The sequence below is a fragment of the Granulicatella adiacens ATCC 49175 genome (assembly GCF_025150565.1).
Classification (GTDB): Bacteria; Bacillota; Bacilli; order Lactobacillales; family Aerococcaceae; genus Granulicatella; species Granulicatella adiacens.
This window is the reverse complement of record NZ_CP102283.1, coordinates 719,664-733,322: the sequence shown is the minus strand read 5'-3', so window position 1 is coordinate 733,322 and position 13,659 is coordinate 719,664. Positions and strand designations below refer to the sequence as shown.

Genomic DNA, 13,659 nt, shown 5'->3' with positions numbered 1-13,659 from the left:
TTCTATTTGATACTCTTATTATACGATTGAATACTTGCCAACCTATGTCATGTTTTATATTTTTCTCCAATTGTTTGAATCAATTGCTTTATTTGTAGGCGTATTTCTTTTGGTTGAAGTACCTCGACATTTGAGCCAAAAGAGAATAAGTAACTAACCATTCTTTCATCATTTGGGAGTTCAATAGTTGTCAATAAATCTCCATTCTCATCAACAGTGATTTCTGTAGTAATTTCATCATAAACGCGATATGCCACTCTTTTATCAAATTTAACCTGGAGAGAAATCGTATTACTTGGTACTTTTATTTCGTTCAACGAAATGCCTTCAAACGAATCCTCATACCTTTCTTTCAAAGTCTTCAATTTTTTTATTCTGGATAATTTAAATAATCTATAATCATTTCTAGATAAACAAAAAGCATACAAATACCAATTAAAGCCTTTAAACCATAATCGAATTGGCTTTACTATTCTTGCAGTTTCTTGTAGATGGCTAATATAGTCGAAAGAAATTAAATTTTTATTCAAAATCGCCAGCTTCAAATTTTGAAATACGGCCGGTTCTTGTGTAGATTGCCATCCTTGAAAATCAACTTCAATCCAATTGATCATCTCCATATTAAATAAGGCAGACAATTTGATAAGAAGATTTTTGTCAGATAAGTCACTCGTTGTCCCTAATCCTTGTAAGGCATTCATTATTTGTTCCTTTTCTTCTTGAGATAACAAAGATTGATTTAAAATAAAATCTCGAGATATCTCAATGCCTCCCCCTTTCCCTTGAGTGGCGTAAATGGGGATCCCCGCACTACTAAGATTGTCAATATCTCGGTAGATTGTTCTAATTGAAACTTCAAAATGGTCCGCTAGCTGTGATGCTGTGACTTTTCTTTTCGATAGAACATAATATAGCAGTCGAAACAATCTATTATTATTCATACATTATCTTCACCTCTTAATGGATTATATCCTTTTAATGTTGACATCATTTGTCATGTTTTGCAAATGAAACTATATTTCTCTAAAAAAATAAAAGACCAAGGCAACCCTTGGTCTTTTTGGACTATAAATCTTCTTCTGCTAAGAATGTGTTTAATACTTCTTCAATCATATCCCATTCAGCTTCTGTTTCGATTGGGTTTAATTGACCTTCAGTACCATCTTCAGCTTCAACATATGAGAATGCTTGTAATTCTACTTCTTCACCTTCAGGAATTCCTGCTGGATAGCATAAAACATATGATTTATTGTAATCTTCTGATTCAAAAGTAAATAATACTTCGTGTAAAATTTCGTTTCCTTCTTCGTCAACGATTGTAATGTGTTCGTGACCTTCGTGTCCTTCTAAGTGATCATGTTCATGATCGTGTTCGTGATGTGAATGTTCTGTCATTTTCTTTCCTCTTTCTTTTATTGATTTCCATTTAAATCTAAATAGTTTTGCAAAATCATGACTGCTGCCAGCATATCAATGACTTGCTTTCTTTTTTTTCTTGAAACATTTCCTTCTTCTACAAGCATCCTTTCAGCTTGCATCGTAGTAAGGCGCTCATCATGAAAAACAATGGGAATTTGGAGTCTTTTCTCTAGACTTGCTCCATATCGTCGAGAAGCCTCTACTCTTGGACCTTCCGTGTTATTCATATTTTTTGGTAGACCTATTACAATTTTCTCAACACCGTATTCTTCTACCAATTCAACAACACGTTTAAAGCCAAATTCAGAAGCCTTTTCATTTATCGGAATCGTTTCAACCCCTTGAGCAGTCCATCCCATTAAATCACTAACGGCGACGCCCACAGTTTTACTTCCGACATCTAAGCCCATCAATCTCATATTAGGCATCTCTTCCTGTAGAACGAATATAATGTCTAATGAGTTCTTCCAAAATCTCATCTCTTTCGTGACGACGGATTAAATTACGCGCATCTTTATGTCTAGGAATATACGCTGGGTCCCCAGACAATAAATATCCTACAATTTGATTAATTGAACTATATCCTTTTTCATTCAACGCATCATACACGATAGTTAAAGTTTCTTGAACGCTTTTTTCATCCTTTTCATTAAACTTAAATAGGACTGTTTCATCTATTGAACTCATACTGACACCTCATTTCAATATATATGCTTATTTTACAGGATTTTCAGTAAAACTACAATCGATACTTACCGATTCTTAAACTTTTAGAAAGCCTTTCCTTTGCTTTCACAATAAAAACCTTCCTTAAAACTCATTCATAAGCTTAAGGAAGGTTTCCAAATTTTGGTCTTATTTAGCTAAATATTCTTTAAGCAATTCAAATGCTTGTGGAATACCAGCTGGGTTCTTACCACCTGCTTGAGCCATATCAGGACGGCCTCCGCCTCCACCTTGGATAGCTGGAGCAATCGCCTTAATGATATCGCCTGCTTTCAATCCTCTTGCATTAGCATCTTTTGATACGGCTACTAAAAGATTTGCTTTATCCGCAGAAGCAGTACCTACTACGAAGATATCGCTAGCACCTTTTTGTCTCCATGTATCTGCTAATTGACGTAATTCATCCATTTCTTTGTTTTCAAGAGCTACAGTAATGAATGAAGTTCCGTTCACTTCTTCTACGTTATTGAAGACATCTGCTACTTCAGATTTCATAATTTTAGCTTTCAGTTTTGCAATTTCACCGTTTGCTTCTTTCAATTCTTGGCCTAAAGTAGCCACACGTTCTACAACTGTATCTAATTGGATTGCTTTGACTTCACCAGCCACTTGTTTTAATAAGTTTTCGTGATGGCTTAATAGGTCAAAAGCTTCTTTACTTGTGACAGCCTCGATACGACGAACGCCAGCACCGATACCAGATTCAGACACAATCTTGAATAATCCGATTTCTTGAGTGTTCGCTACATGGATACCACCACAAAGTTCGATTGACCAGTCACCAATGTTGACCATACGAACCAAGTTGCCGTATTTTTCACCAAAGAGTGCCATTGCCCCACGACTTTTCGCATCTTCAAGTGTTGTCTCAACAGTCACTACTTCTAAACCAGCCCAGATTTTTTCGTTTACGATACGTTCCATTTCAGCTAATTCTTCAGAAGTTACTTGACCAAAGTGACTGAAGTCGAAACGTAATCCAGTTGGTGTTACAAGAGACCCTGCTTGGTTTGCGTGAGTTCCTAGAACATCTTTCAATGCTTGGTGTAATAAGTGAGTTGCGGTGTGGTTTTTGATGATTTTTGCACGTTCAGAAGCATCTACCACTAATGTGTAAGCTGCGTTTACTTGTAAGTCTCCTATCACTTCTACTGTGTGTAATGGTTGTCCGTTAGGAGCTTTCTTCACTTGTAATACATTGGCTACAACTGTACCGTTAGCATCTTGGATTGTACCGTGGTCTGCTAATTGTCCACCCATTTCAGCATAGAAAGGTGTACGATCAAACACTAATTGAGCATGTGCATCTTTATGTGCAGATTCTACTAATTCATCATCGACAACGATGGCTTTTAACACGCCTTCTTCTGTTGTTGAAGCATATCCAACAAATTCGCTCTCTACAGTGATATCACGTAATACTGCAGATTGAACATTCATTGATGTTTCTGTATTACGAGCAGCACGTGCACGATCTTTTTGAGCTTGCATTTCTGCTTGGAAACCTTCTTCATCGACTGTGAACCCATTGTCGCTAGCGTATTCTAATGTTAATTCATATGGGAATCCATAAGTATCGTATAGTTTGAACGCATTTTCGCCAGAAAGTGTCGTTTCGTTTGAAGCTTTCATATCTGCAAAAATAGTTTCTAAGATAGATAAACCGTCGTGAATGGTTTCTTGGAAACGATTCTCTTCGTTTGCAATCACTTTTTGGATGAATTCCATATTTTCAGTAACTTCAGGATAGTAGCTGTGCATAATTTGAGCAACAGTTGGAACTAATTTAGTTAAGAATGAACCTTGAATTCCCAAACGTTGTCCATGCATTACTGAACGACGGATTAAACGACGGATGATATATCCACGGCCCTCGTTTGAAGGAAGCGCGCCATCCCCAATCGCAAAGCTTACTGCACGAATGTGGTCAGCGATTACTTTGAATGAAACATCTAATTCTTTAGAGTCATTGTATTTCTTACCAGCGCTTAAGCTTTCTAATTGCTTAATAATTGGCATAAATAAGTCTGTTTCAAAGTTTGTTGGTGTGTCTTGGATAACAGAAACTACACGTTCAAGACCCATCCCCGTATCGACGTTCTTATGTGGTAATGGTGGATACGTTCCGTCTGGCATATGGTTGAATTGAGAGAATACTAAGTTCCAAATTTCTAAGTAACGTTCGTTTTCTCCACCAGGATAGTTTTCTGGATCATCTTCTGCTAAGTTATTATATTTTTCTCCACGGTCGTAGAAAATCTCAGTATCCGGACCACATGGACCTGCCCCGATATCCCAGAAGTTATCTTCTACTGGAATGATGTGATCTTCAGGAAGACCAACTTTATCCATCCATAATGCTTTTGTTTCTGGATCTTTTGGATAATAAGTTACGTATAGGCGGTCTGGATCAAGTCCTAACCATTTTTCACTTGTTAAGAATTCCCATGCCCATGGAATGACTTCTTCTTTGAAGTAATCTCCAATTGAGAAGTTCCCCATCATTTCGAATAAAGTATGGTGACGAGCTGTATGTCCTACGTTTTCGATATCGTTTGTACGAATACTCTTTTGAGCATTGGTAATACGTGGAACTTCGGGTGTTTCAGTTCCATCAAAGTATTTTTTAAGAGTGGCAACCCCTGAGTTAATCCACAATAATGTTGGATCGTTTACAGGAATTAAGCTCGCACTTGGATGCACCTTATGTCCTTTTTCTTGGAAGAAATCAAGGTACATTTGACGAATTTCGCTACTTGATAATTTTTTCATCTTCATTCTCCTTCTTTTTGTAAATAAAAAAACTGCCCCATTGCTGCAAGGGCGTCCTACCGCGGTACCACCTTGCTTACAATGAAACAGCTGTTCATTCATCTCTAATTCCGATAACGCTGGAAGAACGTTTGTATTTCTACAAAATTTTCAATCGGGAGCACGATTTTGATAGCTATTTTCACCAGACAAGCCTCTCTAATATGTAAAATCTCAATCCGATTGCTTACCTTTAGAAGTATACGAAAAGAGCCTTGTTTTGTCAACTATTGCAAGTCTTGTTGCCTTTTTATCGGAATGCGTAAATAGACCTTTGTATACTCATTTGATTTTGAATCAATCGTCATCGTAAATGCTTCCCCAAAAAATAGTTTCAACCGTTCAGTGACATTCTTAATTCCAATACCACCAAGCTGTTTTGATGAAGTTTCTTTCCCACTCATTCCGACGCCATTATCGGCAATGCAAATTTCAATCCATTCATCAATCTTTAGAAGTGTAATATCAATTTGCCCTGGTCTATCGATTTCTTTAATTCCATGATAGATTGCATTTTCTACGAGAGGTTGAATAACAATTTTTGGAATCATAATCGGAGGAATTTCTTCTGAAAAATCGATTCGATAATTTAACTTATCGCCATATCTTTCCTTTTGAATAAATAAATATTGTCGTACATGCTCTATTTCTTGTTGTAATGTTACTAATTCATTTCCCGCATTCAGCGAAAGTCTAAAATAATTAGAGAGTGCTTTGGTAATTTCTACTACTTTTTTATGGTCTTGAAATTCAGCCATCCAAATAATAGTCTCCAAAGTATTATATAGAAAATGCGGATTAATTTGACTCGTTAATGCCTTTAATTCATAAACTCTGGTCAGTGCTTCTTGTTCTTTTTCATCCTGCATGAGTTTTTCAATTTTCTCTAACATTTGATTGAAACTAGCAGCCAACACTTGGAATTCTTGCGCACCGTTCTCCTGTGCTCGAATCGTAGTGTCTCCCTCTTCAACTTTCTTCATGACCCGGCCTAATTGTTTTACAGGAAGCAGTTGATAACGCATCAGAGCATAAATTCCAAACATACAAATCATTAAACTAACAATCCCAACAGCACTCACAATCGCAAGCAATTTGAACGACGTCTCTTTAAAACTACTAAACGAGCTTACCCCAACTAAGACCCAATCACCGTTTCCAATGGTACTCTTATGAACGAAGTAATCTTCAGAGACCATCGAATCCATCGGACTATTGGAGATATCTTGAACGGACATTTGTTTTTCTACCGACTCGAACACTTCAGAATCCGGATGATAAATAATCGTGCCATCTTTTTCAATGACAAAAGCATATCCATTTGTTCCTAAAGAAAGTTCTTTAACATACTTTTCTAATTCTTGATAATCTACATCTAAACGAATCACACCAAGTTGTTGTCCATCTTCTCCTTTTATTTCCTGACTAATAGAAATAACCACTTGATTACTATTATTTTTCGTCGATTTGATAATAGGCGTGTTTGATTTTAGGATAGCTTCTTTATACCATTCTTGCGCCATCATATCTGTAGATGTTACCATCTCTTCATCCATGCCAGTCTTTAAGATTCTACCATCTTTTGTCACAAATAGGATGGCTCTAAAGCCTGGATGACTCTTTAAAATAGTATCAAACAACTGATGAATTGCATCCTTGTTGTTTGCATGGTCGTTTTGGGCATAGGTTTGAATTTCTTTTGATTGGGCTAATGCTATTGAGGTTGATTTTAAATTACTAACATATTGCTCAATATATTTTGCACTCGTATCTATCTCATGAATCGTATGCTCTTCCACTTCTCTATGAAACAGTTCACTACTTTGAACCCAGTAGAAGCTACCAATGATGACTACAAGTACACATAGCATTAAACTCAGATATCCAAATAAACGTGTTGCTAAAGACTTTTTTCTCATACATTAGCTCCGTTTCTAAATTTTTTTGGAGTAACTCCCACTATTGATTTGAATCGGTAGGAAAAATAATTCATATCTTCAATCCCTACGGCTTCTGCTATCTCATATATTTTCATATCGGTAGATAATAAAAGTCTTTTCGCCATTTGAATGCGCTGATCTGTTACATATTCTTGGAAAGACTTACCAAGTTCTTTCTTTATAAGCATACTTAAATAATTCGAACTAAATCCTAATTGTTTTGCCAGTTCTACTAGAGATAATTCCGGATTAGATAATTGCTCTAAAATCAATTTCTCAAAGTGAACAGATTCAGATTGACTGGTATTCTTACTGGCTAATTCTAATAATCTTCTTTGTTTTTCTTCTTCATTCAATTTTGAGACAACTTTTATAAGCAAGGATTCAATTTCTGTTTTGGTAACAGGCTTTAGAATATAATCATCGACCCCTAATTTAACTGCTGATAGCAAGTAATCCACATAATCATATCCTGTTAAAAAGATAATTCTTAATTGTGGAAATTCAGCTCTTGCTAATTGAGCCAAAGTAATTCCATCCATTTTTGGCATATTAATATCCGTCAGCAAAATGTCTGGCGCCTGCTCTTGAATCATTGCTATCGCCTGTTTCCCATTTTCGGCCTCTAGAACGCTTGATATCCCCAAACTTTCAAAATCAACAAGAGAAGCAATCCCTTTTCGGATAACTGGTTCATCTTCTACAATCAAGATTGAATACATAAAATCCCCTCCTGTTTCCATTATACTCTTTCATAAAACTTTTTCGAGTGAGTTTTGCATAAAAAAATGCTTTAAAAGAGAGAAATTCCCATCATTAACCCCTCTCCTCTAAAGCATCTATTTCTATTTAACAAAGTCTTTCAAATAACCATATCCTTTAGAATCCATTTCATCCAGAGGAATAAACTTAATGGAAGCACTATTAATACAGAATCGTAGTCCGCCTTTATCACTAGGGCCATCTTCAAACACGTGGCCTAAATGAGAATTTGCAATACGACTTCTTACCTCAACTCGTTTCATATTAAAACTATTATCTTCATGATAAGTAACTACTTCTGAAGAGATTGGTTTCGTGAAACTTGGCCATCCACATCCAGAATCAAATTTGTCTCGTGAAGAAAATAGTGGTTCTCCTGTCGCTACATCTACATAGATTCCTTTTTCATGATTATTCCAATATTGATTTGAAAATGCTAATTCTGTACGATTTTCTCTAGTTACAGCATATTGTTCCTTTGTCAATGTTTTCTTTAAAGTCTCCTCATCAGGAAGTGGATACATATTCGCATCAATAACTGGATCATTTGCTTTTTTCACATCAATGTGACAATATCCATTTGGATGTTTCTTTAAGTAATCTTGATGGTAGTCTTCAGCAACTACGAAATGGCGTAGTTTTTCCGTTTCAACTGCTAATTTTTTCCCTAATTGTTCCTCTTTTTCTTTCATGACCTCCTGTATAATCTCACTATCGGCTTCATCTGTATAATAAATTCCTGTACGATATTGGCGGCCTACATCATTTCCTTGTTTATTCACTGAAAAAGGATCAATCACTCTAAAGTAATATAATAATAATTCTCTTAGGGAAACTTTATCCGCATCATAAGTTACATGAATTGTCTCAGCATGGTCTGTACTATGAATAAGTTGATAATTGGTTGTTTCTACATTCCCATTGGCGTAACCACTAACAACATCATTTACCCCATTAATTCTTGAAAAATATTCCTCAAGCCCCCAAAAACAGCCTCCTGCCAAATAAATTTCTTTCATATTTGTTGCCTCCTTTTTGGTATTGGATTTGTTTTCTTCTTTTTCAATCAGATTCGTGACCTTTTTTGAAATCGATTCTGATTCAGAAGAACTGACTACTGTATTGCCTTTACCAAAATACAAAGCTCCCGCTAATAAAATAATGAAGGCAAAGACTGAAATCATTAGTTTTTTATCCATTCTGCTTTCTCCTCTTCTAAAGTGTTTCTAAAGTCTTCACGATATCCTCATTCGTTACGTGACCTGGTTGAACTCTTACCACTTTCCCATTTGCATCAATAAAAGCTGAAGAAGGGTACCCAACGACTCCTAATTTTTTTAAAAACTGACCATTATTATCTACTAAAACTGGAAGTGTTTTATACTCCAACCCAGAAAACCATTCTTTAAAGTCGTCTAATTTTTTTTCACGATTCACACCTGGTGCAACAACAGTTAGAACGACTGCATCTTTAGGAGGCGTGTCCGCTAATTGATTAATATCAGCAAGTCCAGCTAAACAGATTGGGCACCATGAAGCCCAAAATTTCAGATAGATTTTCTTTCCCTTATAATCTGCAAGAGAAACGTCTTTCCCATCTAGCGTTTTAAAAGTATAATCACTCACTTCATCCATCCCCATTGTTCCATTCATTGAATCTTTATTTTCTGTCTTTTGCTCGCTCATCTTTCCCATTTCTTCAGTCGTAGATTTCATATCCATTTTATCCATACCCATTTGTGAGTTTTGGCAAGCAGCTAATAAAAATGTACTAAATACGGCTAACAATAATTTTCTTTTCATCATTATTTCTCCTTTTAATTAATGAAGTATTTGTGGGAGCTGTGCCCAGATAATGGCTAAACCCATCAACACAATTACTAAACCACCAAGTTTTTTTAATACCATTAAACGTTTTTTTGCAAGATTGAATATTTTAAATGCCCAGGTTGACGCAATCGATAGTATTAAAAATGGAATGGATAATCCAAGAATATAAAGACATAATAAAAACACTCCATAAAATGGACTAGCTTGTTGTGTTGAAATTAATGACAACACTGCACTGAGTACAGGTCCCACACAAGGTGTCCAGCCAAAACTAAAGCTGAGACCTAGTAGATAACTACTCCATAAAGATTTTTGATTTTTAATCTCAAATTGTACAGTCTTTTGTTTTTGTAAAAATAAAAATTGAAAGAACTCCATCTGATGCAAGCCTAAAATAACAATTATGACCCCTAATGAAATATTGAACCACGCATTGTATATCAAGCTTCCTAAGATAGTTGCTGCAAAGCCCAGAAAGAAAAAAACTGTTGAGATTCCCGTTATAAAAATCAATGTCCGGATAATTGGTTTCCAATAAATAGAAACTTTTCCAATCTGAATATGTCTACCATCTTGTTCACTCATTAAAACTCCAAAATATACTGGGAATAGCGGTAAAACACAAGGTGAAAAAAAAGAAAATAGTCCTGCAAAAAATACGCTACCCATAAAAACAAAATCCATTATACCCCTCCTTCATTTGTACTTTCAGTATACTCCTAACCTATATAAAGAAATATAGATTTTCAATCCAAAAAACTTGAATATAATACGATATCTTATGTTTAATTGATTGAAAGTAAGCTCTCAATGCATAGAAAAAGCCACGTGAGCTCTCACTCACGTGGCTAGAATATTTACATTAGAAGAATAAGCTATTATTCTTTTCTGATTGATAGTTTTGACGGACACGGTTACCAGCACCCGGTTCCACTTGTTCTAACGCTGACTCAATAATTTGTAATGATTCATCGTATTTGAATGTGTGGTTGAATAGGTCAAGTGCACGACCAATTGCAGTTTCGATTTCAGGATGTGATAAACGATAACGGTTGGCATGTTGTATCATATACTCCGTTAATTGAGCGTTGTCCACAATTTGCTCTGTAAGGATATCTAATTTCTCAACATCCTCTTCAATCACATTATTTGCGGCATTAATTTCACTCATATCTAACTTCACACGATTCATTTTTTGCCATAATTGCTCAATACGATTGCTTGTTGCAAAGAACAATTCTAAGTATTCTTTTGGAAGACCTGGTAAGTGGTATTTCTCAATCGTACGTTTCATATTACGTAAGTCTAATTCGAAGACATCTAATCCGTCACGAATCGCTTTTTCTTGGCTACGTAAATCAGATAAAGTGTTTACTAAATCCGTTTGATCTTCATCAATACTATTTAATTTATCAAGAACAAGTTCGTAATGTTCTTTTACAACGGAGTAAGGCACTTGATGATTTTTCATCGCCTTGCTGTAGTATTGAATAGCTTCTTGTTCTTTTTCTAATTGTTCAGCAAATTCTTGAACACGAACAAACTCATTATTCGATAAAATATAATTTTGTGATACACGATCAACCTCAATATTCACATAACGGTTGCTTTGTAATACTTGGTTCAATCGTTTTTCAACTTGCACTTTGTTACGGTATACAAATTCACGTGCTTCAAATTCCGCTTCCATCACATCGTAAAGTTGGTCGATTTCACGAGCTACTTTATCTAATTGTTGACGAGCTTCCTCTAATTCTGTAGCAGCAATATGGTTACGAGCCACTTGAATCGTTTTTTCAATGCTCTCAATTTCATCAGGAATAGAAATCTTCGAGAATTGATAATGCTCTTCAACCATTCTCTTGTAGCCTTGTTTTAAATCTTCCACTTGCTCATTATAGACAGTATCGATTTCTTTTAAGAGTTGAGGAACTTGTTCCACGATGGATTCAAATTCTTTCATCTCTTTCTCAATACGACCAAGTACTTCCTTGGCTTCTAAGTGATCTCCTTCGTTAGTTAAAGTATTAAACTTTGCGAAGTCCAACTCTAAGTAAGCTAAACGCTTTTCTAAAGTCTCTAAAGCCTCTCCAAACGAAAAGCTATGTGCTAATAAATCTTTTCTCATTGAAGCATAACGTTCTTGTAATAAATCTAACTCCGCTCTATTTTGCTTCTCACTATCTAATAATTTTTGTAATGCTGAATAGATTTTATCAACTTCTGCTTTTGTTTCTTCTATTAAGTTCTCAGCTTGTTGAGTAACTTGTCTCCCCTTAAAGAAGTTTAATTTTTGAATATATTGTTCTGCACTTACTAGAGCAGCTTCAATTTCAGGAAATCTAAAACGTGTGATTGTTTGCCAAGTCGCTTGCCATGTCTCATAAGTTCTCTTTGTTTGACCTGTTAGATTTAGATTCTTCAAAGTATAGAAAGTATCCGCAATTGGCACTGCCATTAACTTATCTTTTTTCTCAGATAATTCCTCAATCACTTTATTTTGTTTTCTTGTTAAATAGATTGCTGTTCCATATAATGCAGCACCTAGTACTACAATCAGCACTAGAAAGATTATAAATCCCATGCTTTAGCCTCCAAAAATGAATAATTTACAGTTTTCACACATAATATCATTAGTAGTATAGCACGTTTTACAAACGAATAGCAAAGAACTTTTAAGAAATCACGGGATTTTTTGTAATTCTAATGCAAAAAGAAAAGGTGGATGAAAATCATCCACCTTTCCCAAAAATTTTACTTAATTAATTCGTAAATCGCTTCTGCATAAATCGCTGTAGATCTGAATAAATCCTCTAAAGCGAAGAATTCATTTGCTTGGTGCATTGTATCGATTGAGTCCGGAAATAGCGCACCATACGCTACACCACGTTCGAAGATACGTCCGTATGTACCACCACCGATTGATTGTTCATGTGCAGGTAATCCTGTTTGACGGTGATATACCTCTAATAATGTTGACACTAACTCATCTTCTGGAGATACATAGTGAGGAACTTGTGCTTTCCCGTGAGCAACTGTGAAGCCGTATCCTGAAGCAACTACTTCTGTCTTAATTTCAAGACCTTCAGCAGTGACCCCTAATGGATAACGGAAGTTTACTACAGCTACCCCACCTAATTCTGGAGTATAAGTGAAGATTCCGGCATTAGCTGTTAAAGGTCCCATCACTTCATGGGTATAAGCTACTTTTAAGTTTTTACCTTCTGTATCTTCATGTAATACTTCAGCAGCAAATGCTAAATATTTCTTCGCATTGCCTTTGAAGTTGAATTGGTTTAAGAATTTCGCTAAGTGTGTACCAGCGTTGATTCCTTTATCTGGAGTAGATCCGTGTGCTGATTTACCAACCACATCTAAGATGACTTTCCCGTCTAAAACTTGAGCAGTTCCTTCAACAGGATTTGCAGAAACATATGCAAAGAAGCGGTCCACCACTTCGTTTTCATTTGGAACAATAATTTCCGCATGCGCATCTTGAGGAACCATGTTTTCACGTAAGCCTGCATCGAAGCTTAATAATTGGTAATCCCCCTCTGATGCTTCACCTGGAATATCATAGTGTAATGACAGAATTCCTTTTTCCCCGTTAATAATTGGAAATGTTGCATCTGGTGAGAAACCAAAGTCTGGCATTTCTTCTGTTTGGAAGTAACGGTCCATACATTTCCAACCGGATTCTTCGTCTGTCCCAATAATGAAACGAACACGTCTAGAAACTGGTAATCCTAATTCCTTAATGATTTTTAGCGCGTAGTAAGCTGCCATACTTGGTCCTTTATCATCGCTTGAACCACGAGCATAAATACGATCATTTATAATTTGTGGTTCAAACGGATCTGTATCCCAGCCTGTCCCAACTGGAACAACGTCCACGTGACCTAAAACTCCAAGAGTTTCTTTAAAGTCTGGATTTGGTGCAAATTCGATATGCCCTGCTAAGTTACCAACTTGTTTTGTTGTGAAACCATCACGTTCACCGATTGCCAAGAAAGCTTCTAGTGCTTCTTTAGGACCGGGACCTACAGGCGCTTCCTCTGTCGCTTTTGAATCATCACGTACACTGTCAATACGTAATAATGTAAATAAATCTTTTAATAAATCTTCTTTACGAAGTTCTACTTCTTTTTTCCAATCAATTGTCATCCAATCG

The 13,659-nt window shown here is 35.9% G+C and carries 12 protein-coding genes; all 12 read right to left on the bottom strand.

The window, feature by feature from the left end; translation table 11 throughout:
• Positions 1–47: 47 nt before the first annotated feature.
• The 12 genes from NQ540_RS03755 to pepV all read right to left on the bottom strand — a co-directional run bounded on the left by NQ540_RS03755 (position 48) and on the right by pepV (position 13,652).
• On the bottom strand, positions 48–941 hold the full coding sequence (locus NQ540_RS03755; RefSeq protein ID WP_005605105.1) for a helix-turn-helix transcriptional regulator: 894 nt from the start codon (positions 939–941) through the stop codon (positions 48–50).
• 124 nt (positions 942–1,065) lie between these two features.
• Positions 1,066–1,395, bottom strand: coding sequence for a DUF1292 domain-containing protein (locus NQ540_RS03750; protein WP_005605104.1), 330 nt, complete (start codon positions 1,393–1,395; stop codon positions 1,066–1,068).
• Positions 1,396–1,412: 17 nt separating this feature from the next.
• The gene (ruvX, locus tag NQ540_RS03745) at positions 1,413–1,838 is read right to left on the bottom strand and encodes a Holliday junction resolvase RuvX (protein ID WP_039848739.1); all 426 of its coding nucleotides are present in this window, start codon (positions 1,836–1,838) and stop codon (positions 1,413–1,415) included.
• Between the two features lies 1 nt (position 1,839).
• Positions 1,840–2,106: an IreB family regulatory phosphoprotein gene (locus tag NQ540_RS03740; RefSeq protein ID WP_005605102.1), complete on the bottom strand. Its 267-nt coding sequence runs from the start codon at positions 2,104–2,106 to the stop codon at positions 1,840–1,842.
• A gap of 168 nt (positions 2,107–2,274) precedes the next feature.
• The gene (gene alaS, locus NQ540_RS03735; protein WP_039848738.1) at positions 2,275–4,917 is read right to left on the bottom strand and encodes an alanine--tRNA ligase; all 2,643 of its coding nucleotides are present in this window, start codon (positions 4,915–4,917) and stop codon (positions 2,275–2,277) included.
• A gap of 266 nt (positions 4,918–5,183) precedes the next feature.
• Positions 5,184–6,875, bottom strand: a complete 1,692-nt coding sequence (locus tag NQ540_RS03730; RefSeq protein ID WP_005605100.1) for a cache domain-containing sensor histidine kinase — start codon at positions 6,873–6,875, stop codon at positions 5,184–5,186.
• On the bottom strand, positions 6,872–7,618 hold the full coding sequence (locus NQ540_RS03725; RefSeq protein ID WP_039848737.1) for a response regulator transcription factor: 747 nt from the start codon (positions 7,616–7,618) through the stop codon (positions 6,872–6,874). Before NQ540_RS03725 ends, NQ540_RS03730 begins: the two co-directional genes overlap by 4 nt.
• A gap of 123 nt (positions 7,619–7,741) precedes the next feature.
• The gene (gene msrB, locus NQ540_RS03720) at positions 7,742–8,857 is read right to left on the bottom strand and encodes a peptide-methionine (R)-S-oxide reductase MsrB (RefSeq protein WP_005605097.1); all 1,116 of its coding nucleotides are present in this window, start codon (positions 8,855–8,857) and stop codon (positions 7,742–7,744) included.
• A gap of 16 nt (positions 8,858–8,873) precedes the next feature.
• The gene (locus tag NQ540_RS03715; RefSeq protein ID WP_005605096.1) at positions 8,874–9,464 is read right to left on the bottom strand and encodes a redoxin family protein; all 591 of its coding nucleotides are present in this window, start codon (positions 9,462–9,464) and stop codon (positions 8,874–8,876) included.
• 15 nt (positions 9,465–9,479) lie between these two features.
• Positions 9,480–10,172 carry a cytochrome c biogenesis CcdA family protein gene (locus NQ540_RS03710; RefSeq protein WP_005605095.1) on the bottom strand — a complete coding sequence of 231 codons (693 nt, stop codon included), beginning with the start codon at positions 10,170–10,172 and terminating at the stop codon, positions 9,480–9,482.
• A 178-nt stretch (positions 10,173–10,350) separates the two neighbouring features.
• Complete coding sequence (locus NQ540_RS03705) at positions 10,351–12,072, bottom strand: septation ring formation regulator EzrA (RefSeq protein WP_005605094.1); 1,722 nt, start codon at positions 12,070–12,072, stop codon at positions 10,351–10,353.
• A 170-nt stretch (positions 12,073–12,242) separates the two neighbouring features.
• Positions 12,243–13,652 (bottom strand): dipeptidase PepV, encoded by a 1,410-nt coding sequence (gene pepV / locus NQ540_RS03700; RefSeq protein WP_039848735.1) that lies wholly within the window; start codon positions 13,650–13,652, stop codon positions 12,243–12,245.
• Between the last annotated feature and the right edge of the window lie 7 nt (positions 13,653–13,659).